The organism is Paenibacillus sp. 01T442, assembly GCF_056398345.1.
In genome coordinates this window covers 25,651-46,297 of record NZ_JBFTPF010000018.1, presented here as the reverse complement: position 1 = coordinate 46,297, position 20,647 = coordinate 25,651, and the positions used below count along the sequence as shown (strand labels likewise).

Sequence of the window (20,647 nt, the reverse complement as noted above, 5' to 3'; positions counted from 1 at the left end):
TTAGAAGCCTCCGGCTTTCGGACTGCGCATCAAATAGCCGAGACCCCTGCGCGTCATGATATATTCTGGACGACTTGGATCCGTCTCCAGCTTCTCGCGCAGGCGGCGAATCGTCACATCGACAGTTCGTACGTCGCCGAAATATTCAAAGCCCCACACCGCTTGCAGCAGGTGCTCACGAGTCATTACTTTGCCGGAGTTTTTGGCCAAATATTGAATGAGCTCGAACTCCCGATGTGTCAGATCAAGGGGTGTTCCATCCTTGTAAACCATGTACATGTCGTTATCGATAAAAAGCGCATGAATGCGCATCCCATTCCGCTGTGCCTCCGGCTCGTTCGGTGCCGTTTGCACCTTCGTCTGTCTGCGCAGATGCGCCTTCACACGGGCGAGCAGCTCCCTGGTGCCGAATGGCTTCGTCACATAGTCGTCTGCGCCCATCTCTAAGCCCAAGACCTTGTCCAGCTCTGTATCCTTCGCTGTCAGCATAATAATCGGCGTATTGAGCTTAGAGCGCACCTCACGGCATACATCCATGCCATCCTTCACAGGCAGCATGAGATCGAGCAGGATGAGATCCGGCTGTTCCGAGAACGCAAGCTCTACAGCGCTTCCACCATCGTACGCACAGATGACCTGATAGCCCTCTTTCTCTAGGTTAAACTTCAAAATATCTGCAATTGGTTGTTCGTCATCCACCACGAGAATTTTCCCAAACATACGACCACCGCCTACTATAAAGTAACTGACGCTGACACGCCTGAACGCGTGCAACTGCCAGAGTTAGATCCGTTTTTCAGACAGTAATTTCCTACATACTCTTCTTCATTTTAACATACATTGATTGAAAAAGAGACAAGGCCCCCCGAGTTGTTCGGATCGACCTTGCCTCTTATCTCATCTTAACGGTTCAAATATTTCAAAGGATTTTCCAAGTTACCGCTGCTGTGTATTTCAAAATGCAAATGCACACCAGTAGAGTCGCCTGTGCTCCCCATAATTCCAATTTTTTCGCCCTTTTCGACGATGGTGCCTGACTTCGTAGTAATTTGGCTTAAATGTCCATATAGTGTTTCATATCCATTCAAGTGGTTAATAATAATATAATTGCCGTAATCTGACTTGTAGCCCGTTTCGATGACTTTGCCGTTATCTGCTGCCATAATATTTCTGTTACCTGTGATGTCGATGCCCTTATGTAATTTGCCCCAACGATAACCGAATGTACTTGAGATACTAGGAGAAATAACAGGCCATGCGAACTTCCCTGTACCTTCACCTTTAATAACTTTTGTCCCTTTTTTCACCTTGGCAGTGACGGGCTGATCAATGATTTCTTCATTTACGACTTGCTCTTCGGTCATTAAACCATCGACCTTCGTTACTTGAATGGTTACTTTCTTAAGCCCATTCTTTCCTGGCGAAATCGGTTGGACGACGCCTAAGCGCATCGAATCGTCTTTCACATACTCGGTATCATACTGAATCTCTTGATTCTTTACGATTTTCTCCGTCGTTTTCACAGAAAGCGTTGGCTTCAGCACGGTAACTTCCAACTGATTCCCAATTTTAAGCTTATCATCTTGAAGCCCTGGGTTATTATCATAAATAAATTGCTTGGTGATGCCTAATTTCTTCGCAATACAAGAAACGCAGTCACCTTCAACAACGGTGTACTTCGCTGGTGCAACATCCCCAGTTTGCAGGGTCTTCACGACATCCTCTGGCTTAGCTAAATCCGTTGGATCGATAGGCACTTCCTCTTTTTCGACCTTTTGAACGAATTCCACCTTTTCAAGCTCAGATGGTGCTGTTGAGATATCCTCACCTAGACCGGTAGATAAGGCAGCTACTTTTTCGCTATTTTTCCCTTTAGGTGTAAATGGTTCGCTGACTTGATTTAGAATTTGATCGGCTGTTGCCTGATCCTTCACAATCGCTATCGTCTTGCCATCCACTTTCAGTGCCACACCCACAGGTTGCGGTATGAGTAATTGATCCAACGAGGAAATAACAGCAGAATCGTCCGTTTTCATATTGTAAGCCCTTTCAGACGTGTAGGTGATTCCGTCTGTTTTGAGTACGACATGAACATCTGGGAAATTCTTCTGAACATCTAACGGTTTGTTCTTCTTATATTCATCAATTATCTTATTATCGCTTACGATACCCACTTCTTGGTTGTTAAGCATCACATGATACACTTCATCCATGCCAGCTTCTACATACTGATGTCCGGTGAACGTAATCGCTCCCGTAAGTGCAATAACACCTACGCCTACTGCAAGAGACCATTTATGTCGTTTGATTACCGTTAGTGTCGTGGATGTCTGAACATCGGCTGGTTGAACTTCCTCTAGCTGCTTGTCTGATAATGATTCATTTCCGGTCAAGCTTTCTCGCTTAGGCGTGAATCTCTTAACGAGATCCATGACAAAACGCATTCCCCTGAAACCTGTCATGATCTTCTCCCTTTGAACGGTTTTGCATCCCTAGAGTAAACACTCGTAGATACATAAATAAACCTTGATTAGACATAATATCCATTATGCTATCTTTCTTTTGTTAAATTTAACACACTTTCCGTGCCTATTTCAACAAAATACTCGATCACCATGTGATAGATTCGTGTCCACCACCAAAAGAAGTCGCTAAAAGTCTATTTTTTTGTTCGAAATCCCAACTGTTTTGCCTGCAAGTTAAGAGAAATGACGAAAAGGCATGAAACTTAGAAGGGAAGCTACGGATTGAGATCCATTGGTCAGCAACTTCCCCTGAGCCTAGTACTTATTTAATATATCTGTTAATTGTGATAGCTCTTTGTCACTCAAATACTTCTTAAGTGTCGCGTTTACTTCATCAAGTTCTTGCGTAGTAATCCCATCTTCCAGGATCGCGGATAGTGTCTGCACCTCGGTCTGCGGGAGCTTAGCGACAACAAGTGAAAATATTTTCATTTTATCATCGCTTGAGAGGGCTTCTTTCTTTTTCGCAAAATCCTCTGTGGACATAACAAGATCCTTCTTCTCGCTCTCCTCCGTTCGAGCGCTTCCCATCACGGCTACCGCATCGTCTTGATTCACAGTCGATGTGTCTACACCGCGGCTTGACGAACTAATTCCGCCCACAGGTTGTTGATCATTCGGATTTGGACTTGAACTCGGGCTTGGAAAGGCCCCTGACGAGCCCCGACTAGGAGTTGGCGAAGGCTTCGTTGTTGGGGTTACTTCTACTGCAGCCTTCTTCCCCTCGTCTTTCCCCTTAACTATATTCAGCTCTCCCGCCAATCTTGACGCAAATTCACCAAATTGAATCTTTTTACCCATCGCTGGTAGCTGATATTGTCGAAATATATCCTCCACGTACATGTTCACCACGTACCATGTTGTAAACATCGTAATTGATGTAATAAGGACGGTACTTATGACGATTTTACTTAACCAAGTTAATAGTTTCATACGATTTATATCACTCCTAACATTGCTTACAGCTAGATATCCTTCTCCTCCCAGTATGGACGAAAACCCTGCCATTATATCCCTGTAGGCAAAAAGAAAAATCCCCTAAGCTGCGAGAGCAGCCTAGAGGATTGTTTAGGTTATCTATGATTTAAGCGTAGATAGGACGAACCAAATTCGTTTGTTCACGGTTACGGCCTACGGAGAAGATCGCGATCGGGATGCCTGTAAGCTGAGATACACGCTCTACATAGTGTCTTGCGTTCTCTGGCAAATCACTCAACGTACGAGCTTCAGAAACATCTTCTGTCCAACCTGGAAGCTCTTCGTATACCGCTTCACACTCGGAGATAGCTTTCAAGCTCGCTGGGTAGTGCTCAATCAACTCACCGCGGTACATGTAGCCTGTGCAAATTTTGACCGTTTCTAGACCTGTCAGAACGTCAATGGAGTTCAAGGACAAGCCCGTGATGCCGCTAACGCGTCTTGCGTGACGCACAACAACACTGTCGAACCAGCCAACACGACGAGGGCGACCCGTTACTGTACCGTATTCGAAGCCTTTTTCACGAATCCAAGCACCGATTTCATTGTCCAATTCCGTTGGGAAAGGACCGTCTCCGACACGTGTCGTATAGGCTTTAGCCACACCGATGATGTTGTGAATCTTCGTTGGGCCTACGCCTGAACCGATACACACACCGCCAGCTGTTGGGTTGGAAGAAGTAACATACGGGTATGTCCCTTGGTCGATATCCAACATAACGCCTTGCGCGCCTTCGAACAACACTCTGCGACCTTGGTCGATATATTCGTTCAAGATAACGGACGTATCCTTCACGTATGGACGAATGATTTCTGCATACGCAAGGTACTCTCTGAGGATTGGCTCCACATCAAGACCTGTCGAACCGTAGACTTGCTCGATCAATACGTTTTTCTCAGCAACGATACGACGAAGCTTCAATTCGAACTCTTCTGCATCCATCAAATCCGCGATACGAATCCCGTTACGTGCTGCTTTATCCATATAACAAGGGCCGATCCCTTTGCGGGTCGTACCGATTTTGCTATCACCTTTGCGATCTTCTTCCAGACCATCAAGCACCAAATGATACGGCATAATGACATGCGCGCGATCACTGATATTCAGGTTCGTTGTTGTAAAACCATTATCATGAATGTAATTAATTTCTTCAATGAGTGCAGCCGGATTAATAACCATCCCATTCCCGATCACACAAGCTTTATCTCTGTAAAAAATACCGGAAGGAATCATCGTCAGCTTGTACTTTTTCCCGCTGATAATGATCGTATGGCCTGCATTGTTACCACCTTGGTAACGCGCAACAACCTCAGCAGATTCCGCTAAGAAATCCGTGATTTTACCTTTCCCTTCATCTCCCCATTGCGTACCGACAACAACAACCGTTGACATATGCACTTACCTCCGTACGGTGACTAGTCACCCATAATGAGCCGTTATGGCTGTAAGACCACAGAGGAAAGTTGGACTTCATTAAAGCGCTAAAGCGTTCAGCGTCCATTGCACTTTCTCTCTGGCGATTCTGGTGATGCAACTACCTCTATTCACTGCTACACGCGGCAACAGACAAGAGAGCTAACTCTCACTTACTCACCGCAAAGGAATACTGGGTCTCTTTCGGCAGTGATCTGCAGGAAGGAAACCTACCCTTCGGCATGAAAAAACGACCTTATTTCGAGTTACCTGCCTGGGGCCGGCTTGTCGATCAAGGTTTTTTCACCGTCTTTAGTTTAGCAGTCCCCCTTGCCAAAGTCAATGAAAAACGAACGATTATAGGGGTGTCTGTATAATTGTTCGGAATTTACGCAAACTATTTCATTGCTGCCGCTTAAAGAAGGGAAACCTCTGTCTTTGCCAGTTTCACATGCATTCTGTTCCCCATAAGATTCCTCTTGAGGGCATTTTTTATGTCTGTTGCTGGAGAAAAACGCAGACCTCAGCTGTAACGGTGTTTTTCATCACTATTGCGGTGCTTTCTCGGATTCCGCTTACTGTAGTGATGATTTTGCAACTAGAATAAAAAGTGGACACCTCGTTAACAAATTTAAGATAATAGACATAACGAGGAGGTGTTCACAATGGGTGAACAACGGCAAAGGTACAATGATGAATTTAAACAACAAACGGTGAGATTTATCCAAGAACAAACGAAAACGGTGGCGGAAATCGCTGAGGAGCTAAACATTCCAGCGGGAACTCTTCATCAATGGGTAGCGAAGTACCGTCAATTTGAAAGTGAGTCCCTTGCGAGTCCAGAGAAAATTCGTCAATTGGAGCAGCTCTTAAAGGAGAAGGAACGTGAACTCGCAGAGAAAGATCGCCGGATAACTGAAGCTGAAGAAGAACTAGCGATTGTAAAAAAGGCCGTGCACATCTTCAGCAGACCAAGGAACTAAGGTTCCAGTTCATTGAAGATCATCGCTCTGAATTTTCAGTGGAGAAGATGTGCCAGACACTTGAGGTGTCCCGGAGTGGTTATTACAAATGGTTGCACGGAAAAGCCTTAATGAACAGCTACCAGAAGCGCAGAGCAGCTCTATTAGCACGAATTACATTCATCTTCCATGACCATTTTGGACGGTATGGAAGTCCTAAAATCACAGAGACTTTGCAGCGTGAAGGCTGGACGGTATCAGAGCGTTTGGTAGGAAAACTCATGAAAGCTGCTGGACTTCGCTCCTGTGTATCCAGGAAGTTTCGAGTTCAAACAACTGATTCCAAGCACGATTCTCCCATTGCGCCTAACGTGCTGAATCAAAACTTCCAAACAACGGCGCCAAACAAAGTCTGGGTCACGGATATTACCTACGTTCCGTGCCGTCAAGGCCGTTTGTATCTTGCTAGTGTTTTAGACATATATACACGTAAAATTGTAGGTTGGAAGCTCGGAGACCGTATGACGACCGACTTAGTTTTGGCTGCCTTAGATCAAGCCTATGAGGCTCAAAAACCGCCTAAGGGACTGCTGCATCACTCCGATCGTGGTTCACAATATGCATCAGAAGAATACCGCGCAAGACTTAAGAAATACCATATGCGAGCTAGCATGAGTCGGAAAGGCAACTGTTATGACAATGCTTGCATCGAATCTTTTCACAGCGTGCTAAAGAAAGAGTTTATTTACTGTACGAGATTTTTGACCAAAGTCCAAGCACAACAAGATATGTTCGAGTACATTGAACTTTTTTACAATCGTAAAAGAATCCATGGTTCTTTAGGTTACCTTTCACCAGTTAAATTTGAAGAAAACTATTACAAAAAAGTTAGTTAATTCACTTAACAGGTGTCTACTTTCTTGACAGAGGTCCATTTTCAATCTTACAGTGTCTGTAACCGACGCATTCGACCTGATACTCAGCTGTAACGATGTTTTTCATCATTATTGCGGTGCTTTCTCGGATTCCGCCGACTTTAGTGATGTTTTTCACGCTTACTGCCTACGTAACCGACAAATCCTACCTGAAACTCAGATGTAACGATGTTTTTCATCACTATTGTGACAATTTCTCGGATTTCGTCTGCAGTAGTGATGGTTTTCATGCTTACTGCCTACGTAACCGACAAATCCGACCTGAAACTCAGCTGTAGCGATATTTTTCATCACTATTGCCGCGTAACTCCTACTGTAGTGATGTTTTTCATCCTTACAGCGCATCGAACGCTCCCCTGCCCCGACACTCCCCCCCCAATAATATGAGTAGTGAGTAATAGGACAGTAATGAGTGTAATTGGAGAGTTATGAGTGTTATGGATTGTAACTGGAGAGTAGTGCGGATAACGAGAAAAACGTGCAGAAAAGTGGGGTAATGTAAAGGAGGAGGAGACTGTGGAGTAATGTAGCGAGCTAGTGGTGGCAACAAATGTATTGCCGATGGAGCAAGGTTGTTGATTGTCTATGAACTCTCGTGTTCAAGTCCTCTACCCCTGTCAAACATGCAAAAGAGCACTTTTCGAATGATTTTCCCCTCCGATAATGGAAATTGATGCAAATAGGCATCAATTTTCATCAATTTCAAGAGATTATCTTGAACTATGTTAAAAAGGTAGCCTATTTGCACGCATTTACCAATACCAACCATAAATCAGTGAAAAAGGTTGTCTTTTTGCATTTTTGAGAGATGGGAGAGGAAGTGGAAGTGGAATTGCTCATCCGCCGGAATACCACCCTCTAACAACAAAAAACAGCCGTCAATACTGCGCGGCTGCTGCTTCTTGATGACTGCGATCCATATTCACGAATTTATTGAATTGCTTCAGGAAGGCCAGCTCGACGGTACCTACGGGACCATTCCGCTGCTTAGCAATAATAATCTCGATAATGTTCTTCTTCTCGGACTCCTTATCGTAGTAATCGTCCCGGTAGAGGAACGCTACGATGTCGGCATCTTGCTCAATGGAACCGGATTCCCGAAGGTCAGACATCATTGGACGCTTGTCCTGACGCTGCTCAACGCCCCGGCTCAGCTGCGAGAGCGCGATGACCGGTACATTCAGCTCACGGGCAATCTGCTTCAGCGTACGGGAGATCTCAGAGACCTCCTGCTGACGGTTGTCGCCACCCTTACCGCCCCGGCCCGCAATCAGCTGTAAGTAGTCGATGAGGATCATGCCGAGCCCCTTCTCCTGCTGCAAACGACGGCATTTTGCACGAATATCCGCGACCGTAATCGTCGGGGTATCGTCGATATAAATATTCGCCTCTGACAAGGCACCAATCGCCATCGTCAGCTTCTCCCAGTCGTCGCCTTCGAGATAACCCGTCCGCATGCGGTTCGCATCGACGTTGGCCTCGGCGCAGATCATACGTTGTACGAGCTGCGCGGCACCCATCTCGAGCGAGAAGATCGCGACGGTCTCTTTGGCCCGAACGCCGACATTCTGCGCCACGTTCAGGGCGAACGCGGTTTTACCAACAGAAGGTCGGGCGGCCAGAATGACTAAGTCTGAACGCTGGAAGCCAGACGTCATCTTGTCGAGGTCAATGAAGCCCGAAGGGATTCCCGTTGACCCGCCCTTGTTCGAGTAGAGGTTTTCAACCTTCTCGAACACTTCCATCAGCACGTCGCGAATAACGACGAAACCGCTGGAACTGCGACGCTGCGAAATCTCGAGGATCTTCGCCTCCGCCTCACTGAGCATCGCCCCAACATTATCCTCATTGGCATAGCCATTGGTGACGATCTGCGTCGCGGTCCGGATCAAACGACGAAGCATCGACTTCTCTTCAACAATCGCCGCGTAGTAGTCGATGTTGGCAGCAGTTGGCACTGCATTCGCCAGCTCCGATAAATACGTCACACCGCCGATCTCCTCAAGCTGCTGCTTGTTTTGGAGAAGCGCTGTTAGTGTAATAAGATCGACAGGCTCTTGATCCTCTGCGAGCTCAACGATCGCCTCGAAAATGCGCTGATGAGCGCCGCGATAGAAATCATCGCTAGTTATTCGCTCCATCGCAGTGATCAAGGCATCCGCATTAATCAGAATCGCACCGAGGACGGCTTGCTCAGCTTCTATATTTTGAGGCGGAACACGATCCACAAACATATTATCTCCGTTGCTCATGCTACTGTGCCCGCCTTTCATTTTCACAATTGATAGTTTACTAGCTGGTTTATGTCTACAAGAGAGAAGAGCCCCATCAGGGACTCTCGTTCTACTGCTTGCTATTCAAATCTTCATATCCTATGTGGCTGAAACTTACTTCTCTTCCGTTACTTGAACGTTCAAACTAGCTGTTACTTCTGCATGCAGCTTAACTGGAACTTTCGTTACGCCTAGGGTACGAATCGGCTCTTCCAGAACGATTTTACGCTTATCAATTACGATTTTATACTGCTTCTCAAGTACTTCTGCAATCTGCTTACTAGGAATGGCTCCGAACAAACGGCCGCCTTCACCAGACTTCGCTTTAATTTGAACGGTCATTTCACTAAGCTTCTCGCCTAACGCCTGCGCATCTGCCTTCTCTTGGTCCTTGCGGCGCTGCTCGGCTTTCTTTTGATTATCTAACACTTTGACTGTGCCCTGAGTAGCTGGAGCTGCAAGTCCTTGTGCGATTAGGAAATTCTGTGCGTACCCTTCGGATACTTCTTTCACTTCGCCCTTCTTACCTTGGCCTTTAACGTCTTTGAGTAAAATTACTTTCATTCGAAAAGTCCCTCCTCTTCCTGCATATCGGCTAGTACTTGTTTTAAGCGGTTCGTTGCTTCTTCTAATGTGCCCTCTGTTTGTGTCGCTGCATTGGTCAAATGCCCGCCGCCGCCCAGACGCTCCATCACGACTTGGACGTTCATTTGGCCGAGCGATCTCGCGCTGATCCCAATTAATCCATCCGGTCGTTCGGCAATTACGAAGGAAGCCATAATATTCGTCATATTTAACAATGTATCAGCAACTTGCGCGATCATCAACTGAGAATATTTACGTGATGGCTCAGCAACTGCCAGAGCCACGTGTTCATAGATGGTTTCTGTGTGCTTTATAATCTCGGAGCGCTCAATATAAGAATCCAAATCTTCCTTCATCAACTTCTGAATGAGAGCGGAATCTGCCCCATTGCGTCGCAGGTACGACGCGGCTTCGAAGGTTCTTGCCCCAGTCCGAAGACTAAAGCTCTTCGTATCTACAACAATTCCTGCGAGCAGCATCGTGGCCTCTAGAACCTCCATCGATAGCTTCTCGTTGATGTACTGCAGCAGCTCGGTCACTAGCTCACACGTAGAGGACGCGTAGGGCTCCATATAGACGAGTGTAGCATCATGGATGAACTCCTCACTCCTACGGTGATGATCGACCACCACGACCCTGTTTGTCAGCTGTAGCAGCTTAGGTTCAGCGACCATGGATGCCTTGTGCGTATCCACGACCACGGCAAGTGTTCGCTGCGTCGTAATCTGCATACCCTGCTCAGGCGTAATGAACCAACGATGCAGCCGCTCATCAGCGGAAATCGTCTCCATCACCTTCTGAATGGCTGGATTCACGCCTTCTAGTACAATATAGCCTTCTTTGCCGACGACTTGGACAGCCTTGAGCACACCAATCGCCGCGCCGATGGAATCCATATCTGCAAATCGATGGCCCATGATGATGACTTTATCACTATCTTTCATCAGATCACGCAGTGCATGCGAGATCACCCGAGCTCTAACTCGCGTACGTTTCTCGACCGCGTTCGTTCTCCCACCGTAGAAAGACAATCGCTGTCCAACCTTCACCGTTACCTGGTCACCACCGCGGCCGAGCGACATGTCCAGCCCCATTTGTGCCATTTGACCAAGTTCAGTGAGTTGTTCAGCACCAGATGCGATCCCGATACTAAGCGTTAGAGGCAGCTTATTCTCAATCGTAAGATCGCGAACATCGTCTAGAAGTTCAAAACGTGTTTGTTCTAACTGGCGCAATGCCTTCTGATCCATCAAGATTAGGAAGCGGTCTGATGAAGTCCGACGTAAATACAGCTGATTCTTCTGAGCCCACTCGGTAATTTCACCAGTGACCTTGGCCAGCATAAGGCTTCGTGTCTGATCATCCAGTCCCTGTGTCGCCTCTTCCAAATTATCCATCATAACGATACCAATCGCCGTTTTACTATCTTCGTATTTCTTCGCTAGCATGGCTTGCTCCGTAATTTCACGCAGATAGAGGAGTCTCTCCTCGGGTTTGGACCAGACTTGATAAATAAATTGGCCAACTTTAAGCTCGAGTGTTTCGGCCTTGTCTTTCTTATTCTTGAGATCGGGGAAATAATCAAAGAGCGACTCACCAATCACCGAGTCTTGCCCTAGCATTTTCGCTACAAAAGGATTGTGCCACTCTATGCGCTTCTCTTCATTATATAAAATAATGCCGATGGGCAGCCCGCTCATGACTTCATTGCCGGCTTTTTTCACCCGATGAGTTATCGTTCCGACGTACGTATTCAATTCTCGACGAAAAGCTGTCTCCGCTTGCAGCGTGAAATACGCCATTACTCCGCAGAGTAAGAGAGCCGTTAGGCCAAGCCACCATTTGAACATATAGATAATGGCTGTCAAGGCGATGAGCAGAACGAACATCCACACAATATGTTGACCGTGCCACCGCTTCAAAAGGAACTTCGGCATTCGAACTAGCTCCTAATCCTATAAATTTTTCTTGAACCGTTCACGGATTGGAAACGCAACATCAAATACCCCTAATAAGCTATACACAATAAATAGTGGCGGCATAAAGATGAGGATGATAATGGCCACAATTGGCAGGATCGGTTTCCACTTATTTGCATGCGCCACAAAGAACAGAAAGCCTATCGCTTGAACTGCAAATACGAGCATTAACAACGGCATCGCATTCATCAGCAGTGTTGAAATGAGTGAACTTGAATCAGGCTTTGAGAATAAATCTAAAACAAAAGCCACTAAATAAATCCAGACAAGTGATCTTTGCAGCTTCCACTCTCGCATTGGGCGCAAACCAGGAATACCTTCTCCTGTTTTGTTCAAAAACCACCGCGTTACGCCATGTGTCACAAAGGTAATAAACAACGCCACGAAAATCAAATACAACGGTATCACTTGCACGATGAATCCAACGTACCAGTCCTGATCTTTAGGTAAAATCTCCTGAATGCTACTCGGCATCGTTGCAATACTATCTATCATGAATTGCTTGAACTTAGTCACCGGGTCAAGACCTAAAGCAAAGCCTAGAAGCAGGCTTAATAATGACTCAGCCAAGACGGTAACGATACCCGCTGTTAATACGGATCTTGCTGCCGCTTTGCGTTTGTACAGGTTCCCCATCACTAACACTGGTGGTAATATGAACAACGCAATTGTTATTAAATAGAGACCTATCCACTGGGTAAGTATGTAGACAACGAGCAGACTGAGTACATAACTTATGACGAAGCGCTTCGTACTTGTTTTGACGTAAAGCATTAGAACGGGTACCAACAGAAAACTACATGTAAAAATAATAAATGGTGTCATCAGCGATAGCAATGAAATAATCATAACAACGCTCCAAATGACACTCTGCCAACTTCGATTCCCCAACCGGGCTCACCTCTTACGTAAATGTTCTTCGAGCGATGAAATGTCGCCGTACCAGTCCTCAAGTTGATGGCCCTCTTGGCGGTGCTTCTTCATTTTCTCAACAATAGCTTCGTCCAAACTGCGATAAGAAATCCCCAGTCTTCGGCCTAAAATATAGCCACTCGAAATCAAACTGGCTAATCCATCGACCATTTTTACATGACTACCTTCCCACATGCCTTTGAGCAAGTGAGCTACATGATCTACGACTTCTGTTTTGAGCCACTCAATGACTTTGGCCCGTCTGGCTAGGTCAACTTCTTTATCCCTATTCAGCAACCGTCATCACTCCTCATATCAGCAGAAACGATATTGATCAATTATACCACAAATAGGTACTAGAAAAGAAAGCCTCTAATCGAGCTCTCCGATGCCATAGAAAAAGACAGCTGATCTGGATAGCTGCCTTGTTGGGGAATTGTATTCTTTTAGGAAAAATGCCTCGAGATTGGGAATCTAGATTACTCCCTCAATTTGTAATTAACTGCTCCTTCAACGCTAGAATCTGCCCTTCCGTTACACCAATCGTTAGTAAATAGCGTTCCGCATTGCCGTACCGAAGCTCCAAGTGGGATAGCAATGCCGCCATATAAGCGGGGTCACAACCTAAGAAGCTCTCATACACTTCATCAGGCACATTCACAGGTTTCCCCTTACGCAATTCATCCATGATTGGCGTAATACAGGCATTCGTTAGCACATAGTCTTCCAAAATTGTTTCATGTGGAACATTTGCAAGATCTAACAAGAGGGCTGAAACGACACCAGTACGGTCTTTACCTGCCGCGCAATGGAAGAGACTTCCGTGGATGGCTCCCTCAGCAAGCAAACTGAAAACACGTAACAACTCGGTTTGCGAAGTTTCAAGCAAGTTAATATATAAATCACCTAGATTGCGAATTTGTGTCAGACTCGATGTCGCTGGATTGATCAAACTTACATTATGATAGCTCACTTGCTCGGAATCTGCGAACACGTTCTTACTCTCCACAAGCTCATGCGCATTTCGCAAATCAATAATCGTCCGTACACCTCTGTTCACCAAATCTTGTTGGCTATCCGTACTAAGTTTGTGCAAGCCATCCGCGCGGAACAGTACGCCCCAACGCGTCATTCGCCCGTCCTTCGTCTTGTACCCTCCTAGATCACGCAAGTTATATGCGCCTTCAACCTGTAGAACGCGCTGCTCATTGGCCATATGTGTTGTCATGGTTATTCATCCGCCTCTATTCAAATTTGGTGTAAGTCAAATATCGAATTGCTTCAATTGCTGATGCAAAATCTCATTCGCTTCATAGATCGCTTCTTTCGCATCTTGGATGTTCCCTTGCTTAAAAGCCTCATAGATGCGGGAGTTGATCCTTCTCCCCTGTCTCGGATTGGATAGAGACTGCGGATTCATTGTTCGATAGGAAACAACTTTGCACATATATTTACCTTTTATTTGTTCCAGAATCTGCATCATGTTCTGATTGTGAACTGTAGTTAGAATCGTCTCAATAAATAGCAGCGAACTTTCATAATAGAGCCAGTGATCACCGTCATCCGCCGCTTGAATTTGACGATCCAGATGGCCTCGTAACGACGTCAAATCGAAGGAAAGTCCTCGCTTATCAGCAACATCGAATGCATAAATCTGCATAGAAACCAATACTTCAAACATGTCACAAAACTCTTTGAACGAAATATTTTTAACAAAAACGCCCCGGCCCCTTATCGACTCCACGAATCCTTCTTGCTCCAGTAAGGAAATAGCCGCCCGAATCGGCGTTCGACTCATGTTCAGTTGATCCGCCAATTCATTCTCTGATAAAAGGGTGCCAGGCAAATAATTCGCATGAATAATGTGATTCCGAATTTCTTGGTAGGCTTTCTTTTCTAGCGATGGTTTGGCCTCGCTTTTTGTTTGAAGAAGATGTCGTTGCTGTGTAAATAATGAACTCATTAACGCAAACCGCCTTTGACGAACGAATCGATAATTTGACGCTGTAGAATAAAATAAAGCAGAAGAATCGGCAAGCTTGCCATGGTTGTCGCCGCCATCATCGGGCCCCACAGATTAGCGTCTGTGGACATAAACGACTGCAACCCGATTTGGAGCGTGGCATGCTCCGGTTTGTTTGTGACCAGTAACGGCCAGAAGTAGTCATTCCATGAGGAAATGAATAGTAGCACGCCTATAGAGGCAATCGATGCACGTAAATTCGGGAAAATCGTTCGCCACAACACGCTCCAGTCGGTTGCCCCGTCCAAATGAGCTGCTTCAATTAACGTTCGCGGGAACGATTTGAAGGTGTTGTACAGCTGGAGCACCGCGAATGCTGACACGATGTTAGGGATGATTAACCCCATCAAGGAATTTCGCAGCCCCCAACCGCTAATGACCACATAGTTAGGAATCATGATGACCTGAAACGGAACTAGCCATGTCAATGAAATTAAGCCGTAGAAGAAACCTTTACCGCGAAAATCCCAGCGCGTGAACGCATAAGCCGCCAGAATGCTCGTGAGCAATTGGGCTGCTGTTTGACTAACAGCAACAATAATCGAGTTCGTCATCATACGGGCCATAGGAATGGCGTGCCATGCCTGCACATAGTTGTCGAACGTCCAGTGCGAGGGAAGCAGTGACGTGGAGTACACTTCACCTGCTGGCTTAAAGGATGTGTTTAACATCCAGTAGAATGGGAAAATCGCAAGAAAGCTAAGCAATATCAACACGGTATGCTTACCGACGGTTGCGCTGCGGGATCCATTCAATCGCGGATTCTTCATGCTGATCCTCCTTTAGTTGTCGTAAAACGAGAGCTTTTTCGAGAGTTTCATGAAGCCTAATGAAATAAGTCCAGAACCAATAAACACGCACACAGCGGCTGCTGAGCTCCAACCTACGGAGAACGTTTTGAACCCGTACGTCCATAGCAAGTAATAAATGTTTGTTGTTGAATTTAACGGTCCTCCCTGCGTCAATACATTGACATAGGAGAAGCTCCATTCTGCTGCAAACAACGTGCTTAGCATCGCCATAAACATTATCGTTGGCGACAACAATGGCAGCAAAACGTACCAAATGATCTGCCAACGATTCGCCCGATCGATTCTAGCGGCTTCTATATAATCTTTGCTAATACCGGTCATCGCTGCGGAGAAAATCAACGTACTGAAGCTGAGCAGCTTCCAACCCGTGATGAACGTGATCGACCAGATCGCCCACCGCTCATCGGAGAAGAAGCGTATCGGTTCCTGAATGTGCAACACAGCCTGCAACGTTTTATTGAGAATACCGCCCATTGGATTCATAATCCAGTTCCAAACGGCTGATACCGCAACAGGTGCCATAATCATGGGTACAAAAATTAACGCTCGGTACGCATTGCGAGTACGCTGCCCAATGTTGTCCGTGGCAATCGCAATCAGTAGCGGCAAAAGTAGCGAAAATGGCATAACGCCCACCGTGTAAAACAGGGTGTTCAATAAGGCTCTACTCATCTCGGGAAGGGTAACTAGCTTCTCAAAGTTATCTAATCCCATGAATTCCTTCGGGGATGTCGGCAGCATGTTCCACTCGTAGAAGCTGAGCTGAAAGGTCTCGATTAAAGGACGATAGATCCAGAAGCCAATCGAAATCATCACCGGCAACAAATATAAATAAGGGATCAACTTTTTATAGGGGAACGGTCTTTTTACCTGCTGCACCGACTTCGGACGAGCCTTAGAAACTGTCCTCGTGATTGCATTGCTATTCATGGTATCCCTCCTGTATGTCTAGAACGGTCTCTCGGCGATCATCGAATGACCGATTCATGGCAGAAGACAGAAGGAAATGACTACCTCCTGTCTTTACACCCATTATGGCATTAGTGATTGTGCACGTTTCTGAGCATCCTGCATGATGGACGTGGTATCACCCGAACTCTGAATCGACTTCTGCACGCCTTCAAGCAAAATCGTCTCTATTTGGCTCCATTTCGAGCCTGGATAGGATACCCAAGGCTGCAAGCGAGTAAGCTGGTCTAGATTGGGTTTCACCAACGGATTGGCTGCCACCCAGTCCTTCAAATACTTCGGATCTTCCACAATAGCTGGGCGAAGCGGCAGGTACCCGATTTTGGACGTAATGATCGTGTAGCCCCGCTCACTAGTGACAAACTTGAGGAATTCCCAAGCTGCCTGCTGTTTCGCTTTATCATCAGATAACACGAACAAGGCACTTCCTGAGTTCACTGGTGTTGTAGGTTTACTTCCGAATGATGGCATCTGGACAGCTTTCAGATCCCAGCCTCCAGCTTTAGAGGCGCTAAGCAAGGCGCTCTGTAATGCGCTTGTATACAGCAGCATCCCAACCTTCGATTCGCTGAACGCTTGGATCACTTCCGTGTCGTTCATCTTGTCGCTTGCGCCACTTTGAACGAGATCCTGCCACATCTTGATTGCGCCAATCGCTGCAGGTTCACCGAACTGGATCGTTTTGCGGTCATCTGATAGCACCTTGCCGCCGTTACTGCCGATCAAGGCCTGAACAATCCAGTCCGCTCCGGCTGCACCACCTAAATGCACACCAGAAGCTTTCGTTTTGGCTGCGATCTGTAGGGCATAGGTCTTCACTTCCTCCCACGTTTTAGGAGGGTTTTCTGGGTCAAGACCCGCATCCTTGAATAGCTTTGCATTATAAAATAAGACCGGTGTACTGAATGTAAAAGGAAGTCCATATGTTTTGCCCCTCAGTTGACCTAATTTCAGTCCATTCGGAGAGAAGCCTTCGAAATTCTTCTTCAGCTCGTCAGCAGGCACAATATCTTCCAATGCCTTCGCATTGTAGTTCTGAACAGCATAGTCCAAACCATCAAATACGAGCTGTGCAACGTCAGGTCGCGAACCCGCCGCGATATCAGCTTGTACCTTCGTATTAATTTCCGTTGAAGTAACCGGAATCGCATCGATCTTAATGTTCGGATGAGCTGCCTCGAATTCCGTAATCAGTTGCTGCGTGCCTTCCTTTTGACTAGCGATCGCTAAGTTGTAGCTATAGAAAGAAATCGTAACTGGCCCAGTTGATGCACTCTCCTTGCCATTTCCACAGGCTGCTGTTACCAGTGCAGTTAATGAAAGCAACATCATGATCTTTGTTTTGGTTCGTGACATGTCACAGCTCCTTCTTATTATCGATCTATGGATAGGATTAGGCCTCAGCATGAATCTTGGATACATTCATTTCATAGAGCAAGCGTTGTTCACCAGGTAGGGTCATGGGTTGTACGATCATTTGTCCGTTCTTCACCGTGATCATGTTGTAACCAGATCTATCGATGAATCGCATGTTCGTCGAAGCTGAAGGATCCAGACCGAAGGCAAGTCCATCTGCGGCTGCACACAAAATACCATTAAAAACACCGACATTATGATAATGAATGTGCCCCGACAATAAGCCAATCACGTCCGTTCCTTCGATGACGTTTGCCAGGTCCTGCGGGTTTTCCAATAGATGATCATCCATTATTACCGTAGGTGTCTTCACAACCGGATGATGGTGCACAATAATCGTTCCAGATGGTGCCGGCTCAGCTAGCACTCGCTTTAGCCAGGCGAGTTGTACGTCATCGAGTCTACCGCCATGGGTTCCTGGTACTTGTGTATTTAACATCACGATACGGAGGCCATCGGCCATAAAGCTATAGTAATAGGACTCGTTCGATGGCTCTTCCTCTAAGAAACCTTCGCGAAATGGCTCGCGGAAATCATGGTTGCCCAGCGCGACATGAATCGGAATTCCGAGAAGTTCTACTTGTTCATCTATCAGCTTTTTGAGGAAACGATAGTCTTCCAAATTGCCATCATGTGTCAAATCACCACTAATCACTACGAAGGATGGTTTCGCCTCCAAGGTGCGAATTTCCGCACAAGCAGCGCGCAGCTTATCTGACATTTCGAGGCCGAACAATGGTTTCTTTCCTGGTGTGCTGATGTGAATATCCGTTAATTGTATGAAAAAGATCGGTTCTTTCGTCGTCATGTTAGACACTCTCCCCGTGAACGTGTTGATGAGGCTGATAAGCTGTTAAATCATTGACACCATCCAGATGAATAACGCGATATGTAGGCATTCCTCCGCGCATGGTGACCCATAACACGACATTCTCGTCACTAGGATTCGTGCCATCCCCATGTGCAAGACCACCTGTTCTACCTAGCTGTATGAACTCTGCATTACCTTTTCGAGAATACTCCATCGCATGCAAATGCCCAGCAAAAATGGTGTAGGAGCGTTTCCCAAGCATCTGAATGAGCTCTTGGTATTCTTCGTTTTCTGATTTCCAACCTGGCTTATGCATGTTGACGAACGTCCATTTTACATCTGCATTGTTGGCCAGTACGCGTCTAAAGTAAGCAAGTTGCTCCTCGCCCAAACTCAGCTTGATCTTGCCTAAACCTTGTAGTTCCTCAGGTGTGAGTTGCCCTTTCAGTTCATCAACAAAAGCACTCATGTGTTCATTGGCGCGTTCAGGTTCGCGTTTCACGTCCGCTGTTATCCGTTTGATGATGTCGATAAATGCATCGGAGAACTCATCCGGTGTATGCTCCGTATTTAAAGAAAGGAAGAGTGTATCCCCTACACGAAACGCGTAGTAGTCCAAGCCTCTGCGCTCGCGCCATACCTCTGCCATCGTTAGATTGCCATAGTCGTGATTGCCGATGACCGGAAGAAAAGGTAGTCCCATCGCTGCAATTTTGCCGTCAATGTCATCCCATTCCTTATGTGTGTCCGCGGCGTTATTCCAATAGCCTTCGATCAAATCACCAACCGCCAAGACAAAATCAGGCTTCAAATCCTTCACCATGTCCAGCGCCTTCTCAAAAACCCCCTCCGTCGCCATCCCGCAACGGTCCCCCATCACAACAAACGAAAAGTCTTMTCCCAGTTGACTAGGCATGCTCCCAAACCAAGGGCGTTTCTCTGTGGTCACTAGCTGATCCTCAAAGATCGTTACGTTCTTCTTTTCATCAAGCTGTACAGTTTGCATGGTTTCCTATCTCCCTTCTATTGGTGAAAGCTTGTTCTTATCCTTAGTATGCAGGTTGTATGTAAGCAGAATATTAGCTAGATTTATAGTTATTATTAATCTAGAGTCCTCGAGTCTGGCTGCGGCAAAAGAAAGCTAACGCCAAAAAAGCGAGCCCCCGCGGGCTCGCTTCTCAATATAAATAAAAAGAGCAACCGGTTGCCCGATTGCTCTTTATTCCGAAACCTATTCCGTTGTGTAAGGAAGCAACGCGATTGTACGGGAACGCTTGATAGCGATCGTCAAAGCACGTTGGTACTTAGCGGAAGTTCCAGTTACACGTCTAGGAAGAATCTTCCCGCGCTCACTGATGAACTTTTTAAGAGTCTCGATATCTTTATAATCAATATGCTTGATTTTGTTTACAGTGAAGTAACAAACCTTACGGCGTTTGCCTTTACCGCCTTTGCCACGAGGAGCAAATTTGCGATCAGCACGATCATCACCATTATTGTCTCTTTTTTGGAAAGCCATTGTGTCTCTTCAGTCCTTTCTACGTTTAAAATGGCAAATCATCATCGGAAATATCGATCGGTTTCCCGTCATCTATGAAAGGATCCTGCTGCTCGCGCGATCCACCGCCACGATTGCTGCTTCCGCTTCCGCCGCCGTAGCCTGCATTCGCGTTTGCATTAGATGATCCGCCCTCTTCGCGATTTCCGCCGCCGCTAGATTCAAGGAAACGTACATTGTCGGCAATAATTTCGGTCACGTAAACACGTTTTCCTTCATTGTTGTCGTAGTTACGCACTTGAATGCGTCCTTCAACTGCTGTTAAACGACCCTTACGCAAGTAATTCGCGCATGTTTCGGCAAGCTGCCTCCACGTGACGATATTGATAAAGTCCGCTTCACGTTCTTTCGAGCCACCGCTCGTGAAAGGACGGTCTACAGCAAGTGTGAATTGGGTAACTGCTACCCCAGCAGGTGTATAACGAAGTTCTGGATCTCTGGTCAATCGACCGATAAGAATGACACGGTTCAACATGGAATAACCCTCCTGACGAA

20 protein-coding genes are annotated in these 20,647 nt (G+C 46.3%); 2 read left to right on the top strand and 18 right to left on the bottom strand.

What is annotated here, in order from left to right; translation table 11 throughout:
* The 4 genes from yycF to AC1DLM_RS16550 form a co-directional block, all read right to left on the bottom strand.
* Positions 1-720 (bottom strand): response regulator YycF, encoded by a 720-nt coding sequence (gene yycF / locus AC1DLM_RS16565; RefSeq protein ID WP_056622616.1) that lies wholly within the window; start codon positions 718-720, stop codon positions 1-3.
* A gap of 182 nt (positions 721-902) precedes the next feature.
* Positions 903-2,462 carry a peptidoglycan DD-metalloendopeptidase family protein gene (locus tag AC1DLM_RS16560; protein WP_441990052.1) on the bottom strand — a complete coding sequence of 520 codons (1,560 nt, stop codon included), beginning with the start codon at positions 2,460-2,462 and terminating at the stop codon, positions 903-905.
* Positions 2,463-2,780: 318 nt separating this feature from the next.
* Entirely contained in the window at positions 2,781-3,458 is a 678-nt protein-coding gene (locus AC1DLM_RS16555; protein ID WP_441990051.1) for a hypothetical protein, read from the bottom strand.
* A gap of 151 nt (positions 3,459-3,609) precedes the next feature.
* Positions 3,610-4,896 carry an adenylosuccinate synthase gene (locus AC1DLM_RS16550; protein ID WP_171636278.1) on the bottom strand — a complete coding sequence of 429 codons (1,287 nt, stop codon included), beginning with the start codon at positions 4,894-4,896 and terminating at the stop codon, positions 3,610-3,612.
* A 686-nt stretch (positions 4,897-5,582) separates the two neighbouring features.
* On the opposite strand from AC1DLM_RS16550, the gene AC1DLM_RS16545 reads away from it, so the two are divergent.
* Both AC1DLM_RS16545 and AC1DLM_RS16540 read left to right on the top strand, forming a co-directional pair.
* Positions 5,583-5,900 carry a transposase gene (locus AC1DLM_RS16545; RefSeq protein ID WP_441990050.1) on the top strand — a complete coding sequence of 106 codons (318 nt, stop codon included), beginning with the start codon at positions 5,583-5,585 and terminating at the stop codon, positions 5,898-5,900.
* Between the two features lie 11 nt (positions 5,901-5,911).
* Complete coding sequence (locus tag AC1DLM_RS16540; protein WP_441990153.1) at positions 5,912-6,775, top strand: IS3 family transposase; 864 nt, start codon at positions 5,912-5,914, stop codon at positions 6,773-6,775.
* 917 nt (positions 6,776-7,692) lie between these two features.
* Here AC1DLM_RS16540 and dnaB read toward each other — a convergent pair.
* The 14 genes from dnaB to ssb form a co-directional block, all read right to left on the bottom strand.
* Entirely contained in the window at positions 7,693-9,066 is a 1,374-nt protein-coding gene (dnaB, locus tag AC1DLM_RS16535; RefSeq protein ID WP_056622622.1) for a replicative DNA helicase, read from the bottom strand.
* A gap of 135 nt (positions 9,067-9,201) precedes the next feature.
* Entirely contained in the window at positions 9,202-9,651 is a 450-nt protein-coding gene (gene rplI / locus AC1DLM_RS16530; protein ID WP_056622624.1) for a 50S ribosomal protein L9, read from the bottom strand.
* The gene (locus AC1DLM_RS16525; RefSeq protein ID WP_477570592.1) at positions 9,648-11,609 is read right to left on the bottom strand and encodes a DHH family phosphoesterase; all 1,962 of its coding nucleotides are present in this window, start codon (positions 11,607-11,609) and stop codon (positions 9,648-9,650) included. The genes rplI and AC1DLM_RS16525 overlap by 4 nt, the downstream gene beginning before the upstream one ends.
* Positions 11,610-11,627: 18 nt before the next feature.
* Complete coding sequence (locus tag AC1DLM_RS16520; protein ID WP_441990048.1) at positions 11,628-12,542, bottom strand: DUF2232 domain-containing protein; 915 nt, start codon at positions 12,540-12,542, stop codon at positions 11,628-11,630.
* Between the two features lie 6 nt (positions 12,543-12,548).
* Positions 12,549-12,860, bottom strand: coding sequence for a MazG-like family protein (locus AC1DLM_RS16515; protein ID WP_056622632.1), 312 nt, complete (start codon positions 12,858-12,860; stop codon positions 12,549-12,551).
* A gap of 190 nt (positions 12,861-13,050) precedes the next feature.
* Entirely contained in the window at positions 13,051-13,791 is a 741-nt protein-coding gene (locus tag AC1DLM_RS16510; RefSeq protein ID WP_477570591.1) for a tyrosine-protein phosphatase, read from the bottom strand.
* A 36-nt stretch (positions 13,792-13,827) separates the two neighbouring features.
* Positions 13,828-14,526: a GntR family transcriptional regulator gene (locus AC1DLM_RS16505; protein ID WP_441990045.1), complete on the bottom strand. Its 699-nt coding sequence runs from the start codon at positions 14,524-14,526 to the stop codon at positions 13,828-13,830.
* Positions 14,526-15,356 (bottom strand): carbohydrate ABC transporter permease, encoded by an 831-nt coding sequence (locus AC1DLM_RS16500; RefSeq protein ID WP_477570590.1) that lies wholly within the window; start codon positions 15,354-15,356, stop codon positions 14,526-14,528. Before AC1DLM_RS16500 ends, AC1DLM_RS16505 begins: the two co-directional genes overlap by 1 nt.
* A gap of 12 nt (positions 15,357-15,368) precedes the next feature.
* The gene (locus tag AC1DLM_RS16495) at positions 15,369-16,328 is read right to left on the bottom strand and encodes a carbohydrate ABC transporter permease (protein WP_477570589.1); all 960 of its coding nucleotides are present in this window, start codon (positions 16,326-16,328) and stop codon (positions 15,369-15,371) included.
* A gap of 102 nt (positions 16,329-16,430) precedes the next feature.
* Complete coding sequence (locus AC1DLM_RS16490; RefSeq protein WP_477570588.1) at positions 16,431-17,723, bottom strand: ABC transporter substrate-binding protein; 1,293 nt, start codon at positions 17,721-17,723, stop codon at positions 16,431-16,433.
* Between the two features lie 37 nt (positions 17,724-17,760).
* Positions 17,761-18,591 carry a metallophosphoesterase family protein gene (locus AC1DLM_RS16485; protein ID WP_477570587.1) on the bottom strand — a complete coding sequence of 277 codons (831 nt, stop codon included), beginning with the start codon at positions 18,589-18,591 and terminating at the stop codon, positions 17,761-17,763.
* Position 18,592: 1 nt separating this feature from the next.
* The gene (locus AC1DLM_RS16480; protein ID WP_477570586.1) at positions 18,593-19,600 is read right to left on the bottom strand and encodes a metallophosphoesterase family protein; all 1,008 of its coding nucleotides are present in this window, start codon (positions 19,598-19,600) and stop codon (positions 18,593-18,595) included.
* A 225-nt stretch (positions 19,601-19,825) separates the two neighbouring features.
* Complete coding sequence (rpsR, locus tag AC1DLM_RS16475) at positions 19,826-20,113, bottom strand: 30S ribosomal protein S18 (RefSeq protein WP_028557221.1); 288 nt, start codon at positions 20,111-20,113, stop codon at positions 19,826-19,828.
* A gap of 25 nt (positions 20,114-20,138) precedes the next feature.
* Positions 20,139-20,627, bottom strand: a complete 489-nt coding sequence (gene ssb / locus AC1DLM_RS16470) for a single-stranded DNA-binding protein (RefSeq protein WP_171636291.1) — start codon at positions 20,625-20,627, stop codon at positions 20,139-20,141.
* Positions 20,628-20,647: the final 20 nt, after the last annotated feature.

Excerpts from the sequence above, each read along its gene's own strand:
- AC1DLM_RS16550 (WP_171636278.1), bottom strand. The coding sequence starts at position 4,896 with ATGTCAACGGTTGTTGTTGTCGGTACGCAATGGGGAGATGAAGGGAAA.
- AC1DLM_RS16495 (WP_477570589.1), bottom strand. The coding sequence starts at position 16,328 with ATGAATAGCAATGCAATCACGAGGACAGTTTCTAAGGCTCGTCCGAAG.
- ssb (WP_171636291.1), bottom strand. The coding sequence starts at position 20,627 with ATGTTGAACCGTGTCATTCTTATCGGTCGATTGACCAGAGATCCAGAA.
- AC1DLM_RS16500 (WP_477570590.1), bottom strand. The coding sequence starts at position 15,356 with ATGAAGAATCCGCGATTGAATGGATCCCGCAGCGCAACCGTCGGTAAG.
- AC1DLM_RS16510 (WP_477570591.1), bottom strand. The coding sequence starts at position 13,791 with ATGACAACACATATGGCCAATGAGCAGCGCGTTCTACAGGTTGAAGGC.
- AC1DLM_RS16490 (WP_477570588.1), bottom strand. The coding sequence starts at position 17,723 with ATGTCACGAACCAAAACAAAGATCATGATGTTGCTTTCATTAACTGCA.
- dnaB (WP_056622622.1), bottom strand. The coding sequence starts at position 9,066 with ATGAGCAACGGAGATAATATGTTTGTGGATCGTGTTCCGCCTCAAAAT.
- AC1DLM_RS16525 (WP_477570592.1), bottom strand. The coding sequence starts at position 11,609 with ATGCCGAAGTTCCTTTTGAAGCGGTGGCACGGTCAACATATTGTGTGG.
- yycF (WP_056622616.1), bottom strand. The coding sequence starts at position 720 with ATGTTTGGGAAAATTCTCGTGGTGGATGACGAACAACCAATTGCAGAT.
- AC1DLM_RS16505 (WP_441990045.1), bottom strand. The coding sequence starts at position 14,526 with ATGAGTTCATTATTTACACAGCAACGACATCTTCTTCAAACAAAAAGC.
- rplI (WP_056622624.1), bottom strand. The coding sequence starts at position 9,651 with ATGAAAGTAATTTTACTCAAAGACGTTAAAGGCCAAGGTAAGAAGGGC.
- AC1DLM_RS16545 (WP_441990050.1), top strand. The coding sequence starts at position 5,583 with ATGGGTGAACAACGGCAAAGGTACAATGATGAATTTAAACAACAAACG.
- AC1DLM_RS16560 (WP_441990052.1), bottom strand. The coding sequence starts at position 2,462 with ATGACAGGTTTCAGGGGAATGCGTTTTGTCATGGATCTCGTTAAGAGA.
- rpsR (WP_028557221.1), bottom strand. The coding sequence starts at position 20,113 with ATGGCTTTCCAAAAAAGAGACAATAATGGTGATGATCGTGCTGATCGC.
- AC1DLM_RS16555 (WP_441990051.1), bottom strand. The coding sequence starts at position 3,458 with ATGAAACTATTAACTTGGTTAAGTAAAATCGTCATAAGTACCGTCCTT.
- AC1DLM_RS16485 (WP_477570587.1), bottom strand. The coding sequence starts at position 18,591 with ATGACGACGAAAGAACCGATCTTTTTCATACAATTAACGGATATTCAC.